This is a genomic window from Prosthecobacter sp., assembly GCF_049294395.1.
Lineage (GTDB): Bacteria > Verrucomicrobiota > Verrucomicrobiia > Verrucomicrobiales > Verrucomicrobiaceae > Prosthecobacter.
Window position 1 is genome coordinate 1 of record NZ_JBAQCR010000256.1, and the last position, 19,499, is coordinate 19,499.

Genomic DNA, 19,499 nt, shown 5'->3' on the forward strand with positions numbered 1-19,499 from the left:
GGACCATGCTGCCCGCCTTTTTTCGCCCTTTGCCCCTCCTAGGGGCGCTGGTCTGCACCAGTTTCGCCGCCGAGCCCACCCTGCGACCAGACGGCCACGTCTCCTCCCGCTCCTTTGTCGATCAGGCGCAAATTGTCAGTAATTACCAGAAGGAGCTTTACGCCCATCAGTCTGGCTTGCGCATCGTGCAGGGCATCGGCTACGCCGTCTATCAGTGCAATGAATCCACCCCTGAGGAAAATAAAGCCGGGCAGGTCGCCCGCATGGCCGTTTTCAACATCCTCAATCCCACCGCCACGGCCAAATGGATCGACATCGCCAAAGCAGGCGATTCCTCCGGCGGCATCACCCTCGGCGGCACCTTCGTTTCAGCTCCCATGATCCATGCGCTGGGAGAAGAAACCCTGCGCATTTTCTTCACCGGCCGCCAGGAAGGCGATCCCGGCTCTGCCTATCGCGCCTTCTACCGCGACTACCACATCGCCACCGCCACACTATCCGAGCTCCATCCCCTGCGCTGCACCATCGCCAAGCAGCCTGATAAGGTGCTCGATCTCACCCAGGCCGCCCTGCAGAGCCATCTCGATTTCCTCTTCGGTGCAGGCACCGGCGCATCCTTTTCCAAAGGCATCAGCACCGCCTGCGACTTCGTCGAGTTCGACGGCCACCTGTACAGCACCATCCAGATCAAAAACTCCCAGGACGGCCAGACACGCCTCCTCACCAACATCCTCATGCGCAGCGCCGACCAAGGTGCGACCTGGGAACTCCTCGGCGCCCCCGATCCACGCCTGCTGACCACCGAAGTCAAAATCCTCGCCGAACCCGTCATCACCCAGGACAAAACCCACGTCTATCTCCATCTGCGCTCCAACGTCATCGAAACCGGCTACATGCTGAGCAAAGCCGCCAAGACCGACCTCTACCACTTCGACGCCCCCGTCACCAAATGGACCTACGGCATCGGCCGCCCCACCCTCTGCGATTTCGGCAAGCCCATCGGCCTCGTCGCCCTGTTCACCGCCCCCAGCGTCTCCATGGGAGCTAACACCGTCACCCGCAACAAGTGCGACGTCGTCCAAATCGACTCCCACTACCAGACCTACACCAAGGCCTTCTCCATCGTCGATTACAACGCCGTGAACACCCCCTTCATGCATCTCTACCGCGACGAAGTCTACGTCACCTACACCACCGGCCGCCGCCGTCTCCTCCCCAAATTCGGCACCTCCGAAGTTGTCTTCAGCAAACTTCGCCGGGAGTTCTTTGTATCGGAGGAATGAGAGATGTTCCGATTGGCTCGCTTACGCAACACATCCGTCCTAGATCGAACCCAGCAGAACTATAATCCGGCATTCAAATTTCTCGTCTTCTGGTACTCGGTCAGCCATTCGCACAAAGTATGTGCAAATTCTTGCGCCTTTGTTGATGAGTCTTTAACACTCCACGCAGATCCTCGGAAGTCGTACGCGATCTCGACATGCACCCCCTTAATGCCAGCTATCTTCGTGTAGATTGTGACATCGAATGGCCGTGATTCATGATAGCTCCCATGAAATTGCACCTTATCTTTTGCTGTACCATGCTGCACAGGATCAGGTATGAAACCTCTACGATCGAGGTACTTGTAAAGATCCTTGCAGCCAGCGGTGGGAAAACCGCCGTACCCATTCTTTCCTGAAGCGTGCTTCAGAAAAGCCGAAGAAAAAAAAGTCCAGACCAAGACAATACAAAAGCCAGCGGTGATACTAGAGCCGACAGTAATACTGGATTTGATTGATCTCATAGAGATGACTTTGAAGAAAGTTCACAAATTGACCGGTTTATCAACCGCTTTTCCGCCTCTGGATGAGTTGCTCGGACATGATCAGCCAACCCCTGTCGCCAGACCACTGACCACCGCATGAATCAATGCGCCCGCTTCCGCGTGAGCATGATCTCATTCCCCTCGGTGTCCACGCACATGGCCAGATGCGGCGGCTCGCCATTCTCGGGCTGCGGTTCACGCGTGAGCTGACCACCAGCGGCGACAATCTCCTGCGCGCCTTCGATCACATCCGGCACCTGAAAGCTGAGCCCGGTCCAGGTGCGGCTTCCCTCACCACCGCCATGTATGCCAATGATGCCGTCACAGATGGACACTTCGCTGATGATGTCGTTCTGCTTGAGGATCGTGCCGCCAAAGACGGTGGCATAAAAATTCACCGCGCGGTTCATGTCCGCGGCCCAGATGACGTATTTGAGTCGTTCTACTTTCATGCGGCCTCCGTGCCACAGTCCGCTCGTTGAAGACAGCAAATCCTTCAAACAGCCCCATCAATTCCCAAACAATGGCCGCTGCTTCGGCGGAGAAGGCGGTACCTTCGGCCGGGCCGGACTGCCCCCGATGCGCTGCGCTTCCTGCAGCTCTTTTTCAGTGGGTGGTTTTCGTTCGTCCTTGTTGCCACCGCCAAAGATGCGCGGGGACCACTTGGTGTCACCTATGGTGCCCGAACCCTTGTAGGCCAGCAATTGCGTCACCGGAAACAGCAGGATGCCAAGGCCTCGCATGCGCACCTCGGCATTGAAGTCGATGTCATCGCGGATGAAGTCCACGTTGCCGCGGCTGAAAATGCGAAAGGCACTGGACTCGGCCTCGATGTTTCCAGTGACGATGAAACCGTCCGACACCTCAAAGGTGCAGTCCGCTTTCTTGGCCACGTTGTAGCCCTTGATCGGTGAAGGAAGGAAGGCGCCAATGATCGGAGTCAGCGGCCCAAGCACAGGCAGGGCAAGGAGGTTGCCATTGAGAATCATCAGCGCACCGCCGCCCTTCAGCGCCTTCCAGTCGTTCATGCGCCCGGTGAATTTGAAATGACCGCTGATGTCTCCCACACTTTCATTGCCCGGAGAGTACACCTGCGCGAAGCGCTGGAAGCTGAGGGCGTTCATGCGCAGCTCGCCATCGTAGGTGTTCGGCTCGCGGTTGTCGTTGAGGTTGCCCTTCAAGGTCATGTCACCTCCAAGCACGTTTGCCGCGATGTCGATCCGGGAGAGTCCATCCCGGTTGTGCACCTCCGCCCGCACCTCCTCAAACGGCAGCTTGCGGCCAAACACAGCATACGGGAAGCGTCCCGCCTTCACCTCCACGTCATAGCCCCTCACCCCGGGCGTGAGATTCACCGCGCCTTTGGCATTCAGGGTGTCCCCAAAAAGCCGGCCGTTGAAATCAAAGTTCAGCATGCTGCCGATGATGTGAATGTCTCCATTCGGCGCATTGATCGGGTAGTCTTCGTTCCACAGCACATAATGCGCGCCACCCGTCGGGTTTTTGAAATCCACTTTGTAGTTGTTGAACTGGGGATTCCCCTTGTAGCCGATGGTGCCGTTGGCGGTCACATCCGTCCCCGCGGAGAATCGGTAGTGCGCGATCTGGTCCGCCACCTTCGGGGCAAACGCACGCACAATGCCCGCCGCGTCCGCGACCGTGTGCACATTGACGAGCCGCAGCCACTTCTCGTTGTCATCATCGTTCACAAAAACCAGCTCCGCCTCCGCCGGCCCATCCGGGCGCTGCACCCGCACATTGGCATAGTTTTGGATGTCTCCGAGAAATGCCAGATCCATTTCGGCGGAATCAAACGCCACATTCTTGTAGCTGAAATGGCGCAGCACACCGTGGCCGGAACTGGGACATTCGCGCATGTTGGTCGACGGCCCGGCACAGGACAGATGCACATCGATCTGCGATGTCTCATCGAAGGCAAACCGCTGGATGATTTCACGAGTCTTCGGCAGCAGCACGAAAGGAAGAAACACAGTAGGGTCCATGCGCAATTCCAGATTGTATCGGAAACCCAGGCTGCGGTGTCTCATCACATCCAGCGCCAGCGTGCCTGTCTTGTGCTTCAGCAGCGCATCACGCACAAAGATGCCCTCGGCATTCGCTCCAAGTGTCAGACTGAGTGAATTGAAAACCTCCCCGCGACTGCCAAACCGCCCGCAATCCAGCCGGCCGGTCACCTCTGCCGGTATAAAATCCTCGGGCTGTTTCTTGTTCAAAAAGATGTTCCCCTCCAGCGCCAGCTGCGGCGCCTCATAAAACACCACCTCGCGCAGCTGCTCGCTGCTGAAGAAAGCCTGCGCAAGCCCCGGCAGGTCGGCGCTCGACGTCAGCCGGAAGCGCAGGCGATCCGCACCGATGCGCCACGTGGCCGTGGCCTCCAGCGTGCCCAGATGATCCACCAAATGCAGCCGCTTCAAATCCACAAAGCCGCCGTCATACTCCGCCTCCGCCACGAGTTCCTTCCAGACGTAATCTTCAAACTCCAGACCGTCCGCCTGAAACAGCAGCTCCGCCTTGAGCTCCTGAGGGCGGTCCAGCGCCCCGGAGACCTTCACATTCAGGGTGGGCACATGCGGAGCACGAAACCGCGCCAGCCAGTCCAGCCCATGTTGAATCTGCACACGGTGCTCGCGTATCGCGATCAGCCGCTCCTGCGCACTGGGTCCCTGCTGGTCTGACTTGGACTCCGGCAGTTCCAGCACCCCGCTGATCAATATGCGCAGCCCGTCAGACAGCAGTCCTTCCGCATGCCGGATGTCCAGACGCCGCTCTTCCAGCAAAGCCCGTGCGCTGAGATCCTTCAGCTCGATCACCGTCAGTTCGGGCCGTTCCGGATCCACCGGCAGCGCCATGCTTGCATGCAGCAGCTCCAGTCCGTCAATCTTGACCCTGCCCTCAATCAGGCTGCCAAAATCAACATCCAGATTCAACCGGTCCACGGACGCCACGATGTGCTGCTTGCTCGCGTCGTTGAACACCTTCACTCCCCGTGCCACCAGCCCGCCAAACGGATTCACCGTCAGGCGTTCGAAATTCAGATGCACCCCATGCTGCGCCAGTTCCCCGGTCACAAACCCATGCCAGCGCTCATGAAAGGCCGTCGTGTTCAAATACACGCCGCCCGCCAGCATAAAACTGGCGACCAGAAAAAGCAGAAGACGGCGCAGAAAACGAAGCATGAACATGGCAATTTAGCCAAGGCACCCGAACTCCACAAGCTCTGGATAAACAACCGTCAGCTCACCGCTCAGCACCTCAGCGATACTGCTCCGGCCTGCCGATTGGAAACAGTCCAAAAGGCGCGATCTGGCTGGCACGCAGTTTTTCCGGCCCGATGCTCGGTGCGTCAGAGGCAAGAAACACCGCCAGCTGAATGACACCCACACGCCCCTGGGGGCTGGTGTCAAACAAGGCCGCATCACTGTTGACCGCCTTGAACAACAGCGGGCCGCGCGGCGTGTGATCCATCACCAGTGTGCCGCTCTTTTCCACGCGCAGGTTGCCACGTCCGAGAGATGCCACTCCACCTGTCTCGGCATCCCTGCCATCGATCCCCACGCCGATCTGCAGCGGCATCGGCGTGCGATTTTTCAACACGATGCGATAGGCCTGCTGGGGCAGTCCCGCCACAAACAGAATGCCACCACACAGATAAGATTCAATCCACTGCCCCGAAGCCACGTCCTGCACCGCAAGGTCCACCGTGCCATCCCCCATGCGCGCAAATCCGCGCTGCGCATCCGGCACATCGCCCTGACGTTCCATCATCTGCGCGATTCGCTCCGGCGAAGAATAAACAATCCGTGCGACCATGTGCGGAGTCTTCGCCATTTGCTCCTGGTAAGCTGGAAAACCATGATGAAAAAGATTCGGGTCCTGCTGCCAGGCGGGCCTCAGCGGAGCGATGCTGCTGCCGCACGATGCCAGCAGGCATGTGCCTGCTGCTGCCACTGCTTTGATCCATGCCATTGTCCTGCCTGCTTTACCTGAAGTCATGCTGATTGCGCTGTTGTCTTGATGTGAAAAGTAACACGCACCAGACCCGACACTTCTTCCACCGAACGACGCACCTCGCAGCCCATGAGTCGCTCGATCAATTCACACTCCAGTTCATCCAAGATGCCGTAGCGCGCCGCCAGTTCCCGCAGCGGCCGGTGATGCTCCACCAGCAGGAGCCGCCCCTGCGCATCCGTCTCCACGGCACTCAGGCAGCCATCCGCGCTGCGCAGCTTGGCCAGCAGCCGGGCACGTTCTTCCAGAGTCGTCGCCTTGGCCAGTTTCGCCCCCCACGCCTCGCCCTTGGACTGGAAATAGGTGTACAACAGTTTCGGCGGGGCGCTTTCGCCATAGACCTTCTCCGCCGTTGCCAGCAGATCCAGCGTCAGCGGCAGTCCGCAGTTCAGGAAAAGCGCGTCCGCTTTGGCCGTGAGCCGGTACAGCTTTTCTGGCCGTCCAGCCGCCTTGGGCCGTCGCCAGGTGTCCAGAAACCCCGCCTTTTCCAGTTCCACGCAGTGCTGCTTCACCCCCATGTAGCTCATCTTCATCGCCGTGCACAGCTCCGTCACCGTCATGCCCGTGGAATGCTTCAGGCGCTGGACGATGTCCAGCACTGGCGAGTGCAGCATTTCTCGGAGCAGGGTTAGCATGGCTTGGTGGCCCCCCAGACTAGCGCCTATGCCCGCCAGGCGCAATGCCGTGTCATCCTTCAACTGATCAGCAGCAGACGCGGCGGCTGTCCGGGCAGCGTCGCCGGGGCACGATGAATGCACGGGGGCACCGGACTTTCCGGATACAAAGTGGCGATGCGCCAGAGATGGCCCAGGCCAAAAGAAAACGGCAGGGCATGCGGCAGCGGCTTGTAATGCAGATCCAGATAATTTTCGTTCAGGAAATCGCGGAAGCCCACGTCATCACCTCCGCCATAAAGCTGCCGCAGTTCCGCACGCAGCTCAGGCACATCCACCCGCCGCATCGCCTCTTCATTACGAAGCCCTTCGGAGGCAGCCCCAAAGTAGGTGCACAAATATGTGTCCGCCTCCACGGTGGCGCTGTCCACATGCCAGGACTGCACATCCGTCCGCAGCAGATCGGGCTCGATGTCATTCGCGTAGCCGTTGATGCAGTCGAGACTTGGCTGCAGCTCCCTTGCGCGCAGCAGTTCCTGATCTTGCAGCAAAACCTCGCGCGCCACCCGTCCCTCGTTGCTCAATTCCAGCGCCAATAGACGCTCCTCATCTAGGCTCGTGATCCCCTTCCCCACCCCAAGTTTCTCCACGATCTCGCCAAAATCCCCCGGCAGCATCCGCGGCCAGCACAAGGCGTTGATCCCATCACGCATCTGCGTCATGACCAGTTCCTCAAAACTGCCCACTACTTTCAGGCGTGGGTAATCTTGGGGCGGCGTGAATAAGGGCAGGCTCATGAGATCACCACATTTGCTGAAGACTTCTTGTCATGCTGACATGCATTCATTGATCAGACGGTCGATCACACCTTGCGCCGCACCCGGCAGCGGATGCTGCCTTTGCAAGAGCTCCACCTTGTCGCGAAATTCAGCCACCACATCCGGGCGGATTTTTTTCATGGCCAGCAGCGTTTGAGCCAAAAGAATGCGCACCGATTGTGAATTCGGATGAGCAAGACAGAGATGAATGTTCCCCTCGATGATCTCTCGCTCACCGCTTAAAAAACCAGGCTGCACCCCGTCCATGCCCGAGCAGCGCGTGGCCAGCAGTTGCTCCAGCCGCAGGAGATAATACGAAAAGCTCTGTCCTCCCGGCACATCATAAGCGGCAGGTGGCGGCAGCACTTCGGCCCCAGTCTCTGCCTGCAGCAAAGCGAAAATATCATCCATCAACTCAGGAATGACCGCCTCAGGTGACGCCATCGAAAAATCACGGTCCAGCGTGCCAAGGCAGGCTCCGTCAATCGTTCGCAAAAGCCGCAGCTCAAGCCGCCACGGCTCGGCCTGCACCTTCAGATTCGCGGTCACGGCATAATCATTCGGCTCATTCCCCTGACGCGCCATCCCCGCCGCCTGCTCATCGCTCCATGCCCGACCTCCGACAATAAAACCATTCGTGGGGCTGACCACCCAGGGAATCAGCGTGCCCACACGCGCATCCGTCCGCCAGTAGGTCTGTTCGGCAAAGAACAAGGGCAGTGCTCGGCTGAGCCTGCCTGCAGCATCCGTCAGTTGGTGCTCGATGCGTTCTGCCGGAGCCGCATGCTCCACACTGCCGCACAGAAAGCAGATGGAAGGTCCTCCCGCATCCTTGACGGGATACAATTCGGCCGCAGGAGATTCCGCCTTCAGCCACACCGGTCCGTCCACGGTCAGCAGCGTGACCTCCAGTTTTTCAGCAACGGTTTCAGGTTGAGTGGCCAGCCGCGTCTTGGCGAGTTCGGTATCCCAAAAACTCAGATGCTCTTTCCAGTCAGGACGCTTCTGCGCATACAGCTGGTCCATGATGGATCGGGCATCATCCATCTGCCCCAGATCCAGCAGGCCCTTGATCAGATTGTTGCCCACCTGCAGCCCATGAATCTCAGCTTGGAAATGGGGTGCCGTCAGGTTCACCAGTTCTGGCAGATGTCCTTGCTGCCCCAGGTCTCCGCTCATTTGTGTCAGCATATCCACCGGCACCGGGCGCGGCGCATTGGCCAGACTCTCCTGGTAAAGCAGAAGTGCTTCATCCAGCGAGCGCCGCTGCAGCGCCGCACGTGCCAGCCACAACTGCGCCCGCCAGCTTCCCGGCAGGGCGGCGATGCGTTTGAGCGCCTCTATCCCGGACGCTTCCCCTTGCTTTTCACGATGCTCCACCTCGTACCAGCCCAGGGCGTTGTCCTGGTTGGGATCCAGTTCCAGCGCCTTCCAAAGAGTTTGCATGGCCAGTGGGTGCTCATTCCGTTCCGCATGCACTTTCGCCAGATTGGTGAGCACCACGCCAGTCGCCCCATGCTTGGCAATGTGCGCCTGCAGCACCCGCTCAGACTCATCCAACCGCTTGCTCTTCAGCAAAGCAATGGCCAGCAACACAGCGCCACGCTCATGGTTGGGATCAATCGCCGCCAGTCGCTCCGCGCTCTCGATCAATTCAGAGATGAATCCATCCTCAAAACCGCCGATGATGAAGCCCGCGAGTTTTTCAGGATCATCCCACGCCTTTTGGATGTTCGGCAGCAGCATGGATTTCACCCATTCCTCCCTTGAGATGAAAAGCTCCCGTCCAAACGAATCAAAGACCTTGATCATGTTCGGGTCTTTGGCCGGATCGCTAGGAGGCGCGGGCGCCGCTGCCTTGGCTGGCGCAGCAGCAGGCGGGTTCTTTTTCCCAAAGAATTTGTCGAAGAGTCCCATGGAGCTGTGTCAGTGAGCCGCCCGTTAAGTTCTCTCAGCAGTTTCGGCAACTGTCTGCTGCAGCCTCTCATCATTTTCTCCTACCCCGCCACCACATGCCGTGCCTGCCGGCTTCCCGCAGTGCTGCGCTTAGGCGCTTCACTCTCTGCAGCTTTCGTTCCGCTCAGGCGCAGCGACTCGCGGCCCGGCACACGGTTCCAGTCCTGCATCATGGTGGCCGCCGCGACATCCAGCGGCACACCACACTCTTGAGTCAGGTGATCAAACAGCGCCTGCGCCAGCACCGGTAGCGCGATCTGGTGCGTGCGCCGAAGCTTCGCATACAGGCTCTCTGCGAAGGTCATAAACGCGGCAAAGGGCGATTTGCCCTCCCACAGCAACGCCAGTACAGCGGTGAAGTTCCCGCTGTTCGCCACCAGATCCCAGTAGCGAGCAAAGCGCCGCATGCGCTGCATCTCCACAAACGGAATGTCACGGTTCTCCAGCATCTCGTAGGGCGGCACCGGCGAGTACTTCATCTCAAACTCCGCATCATGCCGCACGATCGGCGTGCCACGCAGCCGCTTCAAAATGCCCACCTGAATCTCCTGCGGCCCCATCTTCACCAGCCGGTCAAAGCCACGCCCAAAACTCGCCATGTCCTCTCCCGGAAGTCCCACGATGAGGTCGGCATGCACATGGATGCCGGTCTGTTCGCGCAAAAACCGCAGGTTGTCCTCCAGCCGCGTCAGATTCTGCCGCCGGCTGATGTTCTTCGAGGTCGCCTCATCAAAGGTTTGAATGCCCACCTCAAACTGCACCGCACCCGCAGGAAACTCACGAATGATGTCGCGCAGTTGCTCAGGCAGGCGGTCCGGCACCATCTCAAAGTGCAGGAACATCCCGTCCCTCCAGCGATCCAGGAAAAAGCGCAGGATCGCCATGCTCGTCGGCAGATGCAGATTAAACGTGCGATCCACAAATTTAAAAGTCAGCGCCCCCCGATCCAGCAGCCCCTGCATCGCGGCAAGAAACGCTTCCAGCGCAAAAGCACGCACCGGCACATCCAGCGAGGACAGGCAGAACTCACAGGTGAATGGGCACCCGCGCGACGCCTCCACATAGAGGATGCGATGCGCCAGATCCGACTCCGTATAGAGATCGTAGGGCATGACCACCTTCTCCAGCGTCGGCAGCCCGGCAGGCATCACCTTCGGCAGCGCCGCTTGCGCCGCCGCATCTTCCCCCAGCAGCACGCCACACACTTCGGCAAACTTCAGATCCGCCTCGCCCGTGATCACATGGTCCGCCAGCGCCACGATGGGTTGTCCGTCCCATTCATACGACACCTCCGGTCCGCCCAGCACAATCCGGATCTCCGGCCGCAAACGCCGCAGCATCCCCAGCACCTCCGTCGTCTCCACCACATTCCAGATATACACCCCGAAGCCCACAATGCGCGGCTCCAGCGCCAGCACCGCCTCCACGATTTCCAGCGGCGCCTGATTGATCTGAAATTCCGCGATGCAGGCCCGCTCCCGCAAGGCCCCCAGGTTCGCCAGCAGGTAGCGCAGCCCGAAAGAGCTGTGAATGTATTTGGCGTTGAGCGTGGCTAGGACGATGTCGGGCATCACACCGAGTGTGGCCGAGTAGTCGCTGCGCAGCAAACACCTTTGCGCTCGCCTTGGTCCATCCTGCTGCCGCCCTCCCAGATTGGCACGCCCGCTGCTTCGCATCAGGCACCTTCTTAAATTCCAAGAATTGGGAGCCCCTGAAACGAGTCATTCATGAAACTGCATCCCAGTCACCTCTTTCTGCTCACGGCACTGGCCCTGTGTATCTATATCGTGGTTTCGCACCTCGACTAGTTGGGCAGGGGCCGGATCTTCAGTCTTGAGGAGAAAACTGCCCGCTTCTCAAAATCAATGACATGGGGGCATCTTGCCGCTCTCAGGCCGGGAGGCATTTGCATGGAATGCACCCAAACTCCCGCAGGGGACGTTTGACATTGCAACCCACCCGCGCCTAACCTCAGCGCCCACCGATCCCGCAGTACATGCACGACACCCCACCGCTGCCTGAAAAGGAGTTCCGCTCCTACGCTCCAGGTTATTGGTCCGCCAAGAACATCTCCCCCTCCGACTGGAACAGCGCCACCTGGCAGCTCAAGAATCGGATCACGACCCTCAAACAACTTGAGGAACACCTGACGCTCACAGAGGAAGAACGCGCAGGCGTGCTGCTTTCCGGCAACAAGCTGGCGATGGCCATCACCCCGCATTATTTCAATCTCATCGACGCCGAAGATCCAGGCTGCCCCATCCGCCGGCAGGTGATCCCCCGCATCGAAGAGACCTGGGAAGACCCCGATGAAATGAGCGACCCCTGCGGTGAAGACAGCCACATGCCCGTGCCGGGCCTGGTGCATCGCTACCCGGACCGCGTCCTGTTTCTGGTGACCGACCGCTGCGCCAGCTACTGCCGCTACTGCACCCGCAGCCGCGTCGTCTCCGGCGTGGGCGAACAGGAACTGCACACCGAATTCGAAGCCGCGTTCCGCTACCTGGAGCGTCACACCGAAGTGCGCGACGTCCTCCTCTCAGGTGGCGACCCCCTGCTCTTCTCAGACGCCAAGCTCGATGCCCTGCTCACGCGCCTGCGCGCCATCAAGCACATCGAATTCATCCGCATCGGCAGCCGCGTGCCCATCTTTGTGCCGCAGCGCATCACGCCCGAGCTCTGCAAGATGCTCCAAAAGCACCATCCCCTCTGGCTGAGCATCCACACCAACCACCCCCGCGAACTCACCACCGAAGTGCGCGACGGCCTGGCCATGCTCGCCAATCACGGCGTTCCGCTGGGCAATCAAAGCGTGCTGCTGCGCGGCGTGAACGACAACGCCGAAGTCATGAAGAGCCTCGTGCACAAGCTGCTCATGTGCCGCGTCCGCCCGTATTACCTCTACCAGTGCGACTTGATCCAGGGCAGCTCCCACCTCCGCACCAGCGTGGCTGATGGTATCGACATCATCGAGCAACTCCGCGGCCACACCACCGGCTACGCCGTGCCCCAGTTCGTCATCGACGCCCCCGGCGGCGGCGGCAAAGTCCCCCTCAATCCCGATTATGTCTTGGTCCGCGACGAACAGCGCGTGGTCATCCGCAATTACGAGGGCAAGACCTTTGAGTATCCTGAACCCGCACTGGTGCGGCGGTAAAATGGGCAAACGCACGACCTGCATATGGTAGAGCGAGCCTCCGGCTTGCAGGGTTAGGCGCGAGAAATGAATGGCACCGCATTCAATCATGCCCGCCATTTGACCTCGGGCTGGATTTGGTGCCATCTGGAAATAGACAAAGCACTCCAAGAGCTGGGGACGACCCATGATGAAGCGATGGCCCCGCCATCGCCCAAAATGGCACATCATCGGCCAACGCGGGCATGGCGCTGCCGTGCAATGCGGTTGCCTCACCGGCGTGTTTGACTCATCTTGGACGTCCAATTTCTGCTTTGTCCTTATGTTAATGTTTTCCACGAGAGTTCGTGCTGTGCGCCTGGCGCTGGAAGTGGTGCTGGCGTTGTCGTATTTGTTGAGCGCTGTTTCCACCTCCGCCGCGCAGCCGCACTACCTCCCAGTGTATGATGGCACTTTGCAGGGAACGTGGTCGCATTTTGTCTGGGATATGGCTGGGCCGGTGAATGTGAATCTCGCGGGCACCGCGCCGGGGCGCACGGGCACGGCCATCGAGGTCACCCCGGCTCCCGGAAATGCCTACTGGGCCTTTGGACTGCAGGATGTGAAGCCAGGGAATGACCAGCAGTGGAAGTACATGAACGAGATGCGCACCGCCGAGTTCGACATCTACTTCGAGCCGGGGTCCACGGGCGTGGAGGACATCCTGCTCTGGCCCACGGGCAACTACGACGTGCCCACCAACCAGCGCTTGATCGATCTCATCCCCGGCTGGGCCGGCATGACGAGCGGACAGCGCTACGGGCAGTGGTTTCACATCACGCTGGACATGACGCAGTGGCAGCCGGGCCTGAAGGCCTTCGCGGGCCTCTTGATCGCGAGCTGGGGCAATGGCGCGCCGCATTACCGGCTGGCCGATGTGAAGCTGGGCTGGGCGGACGATGTCACCGCTCCGGTGCTGACCACGGGCACGACCACGTATGATGCCACCGCGCACAGCCTGACGCTGAACTTCACCACCGACGAGCCCACCATCTGCGCGATTGAATACGGCATCGGCAATTACAACACGCGCACCTGGTCCGATGACTCGCGCAACTGGGACAGCTTTGACGCGGGCACGCACCAAAACCTCACGCACAGCGCCGTGCTGCCGTACTTGATCCCGGGCGCGACGTATCAATACCGCATCATCGCGATGGATCACCGCACCGATCCCGCCGTGCTGCCCAATCGCGGCGTTTCCACGGGCACCTATACCGTGCCGGGGCCGACCTACACACCGCCTGCGCCGCCCGCGCTGACCTATGTGTGGGCCTACCAGAATGCACTGGTGGGCGACTGGGTGCGCTCCGCCTGGGAGCAGAATGGCCCGCTCTTCACGGACATGAACGCGACCGCTCCGGGACGCAGCGGCCACGCGATTGAGGTGCGCTTTGATCCCACCAATCTGTATGAAGCCGTAGGCCTGGCCGAGCGCCGCCTGGGCTGGGACAGTCAGTGGAAATTCCTCAATGAATTCCGCACCCTCGAGTTCGACATCTACTTCGAGCCGGACTCCGCGGGTCACGAAAACTTCATGGCCTATCTCGATGATGGTGGCCTCACGGACAATCCTCCCTACCTCACCGATTTGATCCCCGGCTGGCTGGAGATGACGCCCGCGCAGAAGTTCGGGCAGTGGATCCACGTCACGCTCGATCTGCAGCAGATGAAGCCGAAGTGGCCGGCCTTTGCGGGCTTCCTGCTGTACAACAATGCCGGCGCGGTGACCACGCACTTCCGCCTCGCCGATATCAAGGCGGGCTGGGCACCCGACACCACGCCGCCGGCGATCTCGCTCACCACGAATTCCCTCAGCGAGGACTACCAGCAGTACACGCTGAATTTCACCACGGATGAATCCGCCATCACGCAGGTGGACTACGGCATCGGCAATTACGCAACCACCATCCAATGCGAGCCCAGTGGCTGGTCCGGCTTTGCCCCCGCCACAAGTCCCCTCACTTCCCACGGCACCGTGCTCACGGGGCTCACGCCCAACACGACGTATCAATACCGCATCATCGCCACCAGTCACCGCACGGATGCCAGCGCCGCGCCAAACCAGGGCGTGCACACCGGCACCTTCACCGTGCCGCCCGCACCCACCACACCGCCCACGCTTTCGCCCATCGGGGTCACGGACATCACGGGCAATCGCGCCACCATTGCCTGGACGGCGGAGCGGCCGAGCACCGCCGTGGTCACTTATCAAAAAGCAGGCGGGCAGGTGATGACGCGCAGCCTGAGCACGCGGCAAATCAGCCAGTCCCTTGTGCTCGATCTCATCGAGCCGCTCACGCAGTACAGCGTCACGGTGACAATCACGGATGCCTTCGGCTTCAGCACCACGGCCAGCACCAGTTTCACCACCACTGCAGCCGCCGCGCCCACGGTCACCATCACGGCAGACACCGCGCACACGCGCCCCATTTCCAAATGGATCTACGGCATCAATGACGTGCTGGGCTATGATTCGCAGGGCACGTGGAACCGCCTGCTGCAGCGCTCCACCTCGCCGCGCAATCTCACCTTCGGCCGCTACGGCGGCAATCGCTGGACGGCCTACAACTGGGAAAACAACGCCTCCAATGCGGGCTTCGATTACTTCTACCAGAACGATGACTTCCTCGGCGGCGGCACCGTGCCCGGCGAGGCCGTGCGCGCTCCCGTCGCCGACCTGCGCACTCATGGCCAGGCCACGCTTATCACCGTGCCGATGCTCGGCTACGTGGCGGCGGACAAAAGCGGCCCGGTGGACCGGGACGATCCCAATCATCTTGCCACGCGCTTCAAGCCCTTCGTCTATCGCAAAGGCTCCGCCTTTACCGCCACTCCCTCCACCACGGATGCCAATGTGTATGCGGACGAGTTCATCTGGGCCCTGCGCAGTCAGTTCACCGGCGACATCTACGGCGATGCCCAGGCCCCCACCTTCATCAGCCTCGACAACGAGCCCGACCTCTGGTCCAGCACGCATTCGGAGATCACGCGCACGCCGGTGAATTCGGACACCTTCATCCAAAAGACCATCGACCTCACCAGCGCCATCAAAGACGTGGCACCGAACGCCATGATCTTCGGCCCGGTGAACTACGGCTTCATGGGCATGTACAACTGGCAGGTCGAGCCCGGATTCCCTACCACGATGTGGTTCACCGACAAGTTCCTGCTCGGGATGAAAGCCGCCTCGCAGACGGCAGGCCGCCGGCTGGTGGACGTGTATGACATGCACTGGTATGTCGATGCCGTGGTGCCCGGCACCACCAAGGGCCTCGGCGCCCTGCGCGGCACGACGCTCAGCAATGCGGAGATCGACGCCATCGTGCAGAATCCGCGCAGCCTGTGGGACAGCACCTACCGCGAGGACTCCTGGATCACGCGGGACATCCTGAACGCGCCCTTGGCCATCCTGAACCGCATCCAGGACAAGATCGATGCCGGCTGGCCCGGCACCAAGCTGGCCATCACCGAGTACAACACCTCCGGCGACAACCACATCGCAGGCACTATCGCCCAGTGCGACTACCTTGGCATCTTCGGACAGAAGGGCATCTTCGCCGCCAGCTTCTGGCCCATGAGCGGCAGCTATCCCTTCCTGCTCGCGGGCTTCAAGATGTACCGCGACTACGACGGCAACCTCGGCTCCTTCGGCGATGTCTGCGTCCCCACCACCTCCAGCGACACCGCCAAGGTTTCGTCCTACATCAGCAAGGACAGCACGAACGCAAACCGCCACGTCATCGTCGCCATCAACCGTTCCTTCACCAGCCAGGATGTGGCATTCAATGGTATCAGTGCCTCAGGCACCGCCCGCGTGTACCGCCTGCAGGGCACCTCCACCACGCCCGTGTTTGTGGGCGAGGTGCCTGCGGATCTGGCAAACTGGGTGGTCACGCTGCCAGCGTTGAGCGTGTCCACCATCGAGATCACCGCCCCCGCGCTCACGCCCATCGAGAGCTGGCGTCTGGCGAAATTCGGCAGCAGCGCCAACACCGGCACCGGTGCCGACTCCGCCACGCCCGCCCACGACGGCATCCCCAACCTCATGAAATACGCGCTCAACCTGGAGCCCTTCACTCCCTCCCGGCATCCCATCACCACGGACATGAGCACCGGCAATCTGCGCCTCACCGTCGCCCGCAATCCCGCCGCCACCGACGTGACCTACACTGTGGAAATCACCACTGACCTGACCAATCCCGCCAGCTGGACCACCACCGGCACCACGATCGAGGTGGATACCAGCACTACGCTCCGAGTTCGCGACAACCTCCCCATCGGCACCGGCAGCCAGAGCCGGTTCATGCGCGTGAAGGTGACGCGGCCTTAGTTTTTTCGAACCGGGAAGCGGAGGCTGACATCGGTTCTCGCTTCCATGTGCTGGGGCATTTATTTTCCGACCGAGGCGCTGAAGCAGCCGAAAAGAATTGCAAGACGTGCATGGGACTTGGCTAAAAGCATGCATCGTCGCCCAAGGCCACTGCCATCACACCAATGCAGGCAGACAGGTCAGCGACACCTTCCACTTGGAGTGATCGATGGCGCACCGCCTCCCGCATAAGGTGGATACCACTCAGTGAAACTGCCGCGTTTGGCACGTTTTCGACATGGGGTGAGGAGTGGGCATGTTCATGCCTAACCGCCAGTTTTGAGAGCAGTGTTTGAGGCACCTGAGGCTTCCTGAAACTTCACGGAGAAAAGGTCGGCGTCGGACATCACAAACCTGAGCTTGATCACCGTGCCTTTCAGCCTGCCCACATCACTTTCCTTCTTCCAGGTCACGACACGGTCGATGTGGTCACCGTAAATCGGATCACACGCATCCAGCGAGAAGCCAGGAACGGGCTGGCCCTGCGCATCCTGAATTTCCACCTGCATCTGTCCTGCCGCACTCGTCGCATAGTTGATTGTCAGTTTGCTGCCGTCGAAAGTCAGTGGCCGGGTGATGAACTCGCCGCCTTCCAGCGGCGCGTTCACCGAGACAAAACCATCCAGCCGGAGGGTATAGCGCCTGCCGTTGGTGAGGAACAGCGACAGCTCCGTGTCCCCCGTCTGATGAATTCCGATCGCCGCGTAGTTGGCGCGGTTCGCCCAGCCCTCCTTGCTCAGTCCAGGGCGGATCAGGCTCTGCGTGAAGAGGCGATCATAGGTCTCTCCGCCGCGTGTGCTCATGAAGAGGATATCCGTCGCCGCGCCACGTTTCTCCATGAATCGTGTGGGCAGGGCCAGATATAGATGCGGCGCCCTGAAGTAGGGCTGCGTGCATGCCGTGTAGAGATGCTCGCCCGGCAGATTCGCCTTCATTTCGACGAAGGGCGTCCAGTGGATGAAATCCTGCGACGTCGTACGAGCAATCCCGCGCAATCCGCCGATGAACCGGCGGAAGTAGCAGACGTAGCATTGCTCAGCTTCGCTCCAGAACGCATAGTTCTGCGAGTCAAAGTATTTGCCCCATGCCTCCGGAATCACCGGCTCGGCGCGCAGCTTTTTCCAGTGGATGCCGTCGGGTGAAACAAACGCCTTCAGCCCGCCGGGACCACGCTTCTCACGCACCGCCTGCTGCTGCGGCTGAAAGGCCAGACCGCCCAGCGCCTTGTATTTCTCATCTGCAGGCACCCCGGGCCGGGTGTCAATGAACGGCGTGAAATTGTGATTCACCATGAACTCATTCATGAGAATGATATTGCCATCTGGGAAGGCGGGATGCTCATGCAGCCCCAGCTTCGGCAGCGTCCAGTGGATGCCGTCCGCACTCTCCGCGTAGAGGGTCACCTCGCCATCGTGATAAGCTTCGATGCCCTGCGTTTTCCACGTCACTTTGGGGTCTTTGTCCCCGCGGTAGTAAAATTGAAATTTGTCCGACGCCCGCAGCACGGTGGCATAATGCCCATGCGGGCGTGGCTGCGGCACCGGCGGCATGAGCTGCGGCTCATGCAGCTTGAGCACCGTGTTTTTCAGTTCCCCCACCAGCAGGCGGTCCACAAACAGTTCACGTCGTGACCCGATCGCCACAGCATCGTCAGCGCCCTCTGCCGAGAATAGGACTCCAACCAGGAAGGAAAGGACCAGTAGCAGCCGCGACCTGCCATGAATGAACGAGTGAAGATTCATAAAGCTAAGACTGCGGAAACCGCGCACAATCACGCCGCCAGAGGACGTAACCGAACGGCAGCGCCGCCAGCCAGAGCAGACGACCGCCAAAGGATCTCAAGCCGCGAAACTGCGCTGACACACCAAGCCCACGCAGAAAGGCAAAACGACTGTACTGCGCTGCGGCCCGCAGCAGCCTAAGCGGAGCGGTGAAAAACCAGCCGCTTTCAAGGTCGAGCACCATCTTGAACATGAGGCGATGCCCCTCGGCATTCGTGCGTGGACTGGAGGGACCATGAACCAGCGAGGGCGCATCCGTCCAATAGATGCGCAGTTCCTCATTGATGTGGCGGGTCACATACTGCTTTGACACCTGGCACCAGATGTAGGACTCGGGGATGAAGTTGCCAGGCACGTCCTCAGGATAGGGAAACTGGCGGAGCACATCCACCCGAAGAAAGCCCCACTTCTCCCCGCGCACCTTGTGTCGGTACTCGAGTTCCGCAGCTGAGCAGTCCAGCGGGTCCGAGGGAAAACGTGAGCCCACGAGATGGCCGTTTTGATCACGGCAGAGGCCGGTGACTCCCGAAAAGGATTCACGCCTGCCAGCAGGAATATTTTCCCAGTGATGCTTCAAGCGCGCGAGTGCCTCCGGCACGCAGCCGTCGTCGGAATCGAGCTTGATGCTGAGCTGGCCCCGCGCTTCCCGCAGGGCGAGGTTGTGCACATGGTGCGCACCACGGTGCGGCTCACGCAGGTAGCGAACAGAAAACCTGGCTTCGCTTTGGTAACGGGCCATCAAAGCGGGCGTGTCATCCGTGGAACCGTCATCGATCACCAGCCACTCAAAATCGCTGCAAGTCTGCGCCTGCAAACTTTCAAACACGCGGTGAAGAGTGTGCGCGCGATTGAAGGTGGGCGTGAAAACCGTGAAGAGCGGCATGGGACGATGACTGAGCCGAAACCTAAAGACTTAAGACTGAGGAACAAGCCGAAACCTGGTGCCG

Annotated in this window: 13 protein-coding genes; 3 read left to right on the forward strand and 10 right to left on the reverse strand. The window is 60.3% G+C overall.

All coding sequences use genetic code 11. The annotated features are described in order from the left end of the window. Nucleotides 1-1,283, forward strand: a 1,283-nt coding sequence (locus WAW39_RS17640; protein ID WP_422320502.1) for a hypothetical protein, incomplete at its 5' end; no start/stop codon positions are given. A gap of 59 nt (nucleotides 1,284-1,342) precedes the next feature. Here WAW39_RS17640 and WAW39_RS17645 read toward each other — a convergent pair. From WAW39_RS17645 to WAW39_RS17680, 8 genes are all read right to left on the reverse strand, one after another. Then, nucleotides 1,343-1,786, reverse strand: a complete 444-nt coding sequence (locus WAW39_RS17645) for a hypothetical protein (RefSeq protein WP_422320503.1) — start codon at nucleotides 1,784-1,786, stop codon at nucleotides 1,343-1,345. A gap of 122 nt (nucleotides 1,787-1,908) precedes the next feature. After that, a complete protein-coding gene (locus WAW39_RS17650) occupies nucleotides 1,909-2,259 on the reverse strand; it encodes a VOC family protein (RefSeq protein WP_422320504.1) in 351 nt (116 codons plus the stop codon). Nucleotides 2,260-2,316: 57 nt separating this feature from the next. Then, nucleotides 2,317-5,004 (reverse strand): hypothetical protein, encoded by a 2,688-nt coding sequence (locus WAW39_RS17655; RefSeq protein WP_422320505.1) that lies wholly within the window; start codon nucleotides 5,002-5,004, stop codon nucleotides 2,317-2,319. A 76-nt stretch (nucleotides 5,005-5,080) separates the two neighbouring features. After that, nucleotides 5,081-5,821, reverse strand: coding sequence for a hypothetical protein (locus WAW39_RS17660; protein WP_422320506.1), 741 nt, complete (start codon nucleotides 5,819-5,821; stop codon nucleotides 5,081-5,083). After that, nucleotides 5,818-6,471 (reverse strand): helix-turn-helix transcriptional regulator, encoded by a 654-nt coding sequence (locus tag WAW39_RS17665; protein ID WP_422320507.1) that lies wholly within the window; start codon nucleotides 6,469-6,471, stop codon nucleotides 5,818-5,820. The genes WAW39_RS17660 and WAW39_RS17665 overlap by 4 nt, the downstream gene beginning before the upstream one ends. Before the next feature lie 59 nt (nucleotides 6,472-6,530). Then, complete coding sequence (locus WAW39_RS17670; RefSeq protein WP_422320508.1) at nucleotides 6,531-7,247, reverse strand: hypothetical protein; 717 nt, start codon at nucleotides 7,245-7,247, stop codon at nucleotides 6,531-6,533. A gap of 30 nt (nucleotides 7,248-7,277) precedes the next feature. Then, the gene (locus tag WAW39_RS17675; protein ID WP_422320509.1) at nucleotides 7,278-9,185 is read right to left on the reverse strand and encodes a tetratricopeptide repeat protein; all 1,908 of its coding nucleotides are present in this window, start codon (nucleotides 9,183-9,185) and stop codon (nucleotides 7,278-7,280) included. A gap of 80 nt (nucleotides 9,186-9,265) precedes the next feature. Beyond that, entirely contained in the window at nucleotides 9,266-10,795 is a 1,530-nt protein-coding gene (locus WAW39_RS17680; RefSeq protein ID WP_422320510.1) for a DUF4080 domain-containing protein, read from the reverse strand. A gap of 425 nt (nucleotides 10,796-11,220) precedes the next feature. On the opposite strand from WAW39_RS17680, the gene WAW39_RS17685 reads away from it, so the two are divergent. After that, nucleotides 11,221-12,381 (forward strand): KamA family radical SAM protein, encoded by a 1,161-nt coding sequence (locus WAW39_RS17685; protein ID WP_422320511.1) that lies wholly within the window; start codon nucleotides 11,221-11,223, stop codon nucleotides 12,379-12,381. A 307-nt stretch (nucleotides 12,382-12,688) separates the two neighbouring features. After that, nucleotides 12,689-16,732, forward strand: coding sequence for a glycoside hydrolase family 44 protein (locus WAW39_RS17690; protein ID WP_422320512.1), 4,044 nt, complete (start codon nucleotides 12,689-12,691; stop codon nucleotides 16,730-16,732). A gap of 305 nt (nucleotides 16,733-17,037) precedes the next feature. Here WAW39_RS17690 and WAW39_RS17695 read toward each other — a convergent pair whose 3' ends face one another. Beyond that, complete coding sequence (locus WAW39_RS17695) at nucleotides 17,038-18,513, reverse strand: hypothetical protein (protein WP_422320513.1); 1,476 nt, start codon at nucleotides 18,511-18,513, stop codon at nucleotides 17,038-17,040. Between the two features lie 4 nt (nucleotides 18,514-18,517). Then, complete coding sequence (locus tag WAW39_RS17700; protein ID WP_422320514.1) at nucleotides 18,518-19,435, reverse strand: glycosyltransferase family 2 protein; 918 nt, start codon at nucleotides 19,433-19,435, stop codon at nucleotides 18,518-18,520. Between the last annotated feature and the right edge of the window lie 64 nt (nucleotides 19,436-19,499).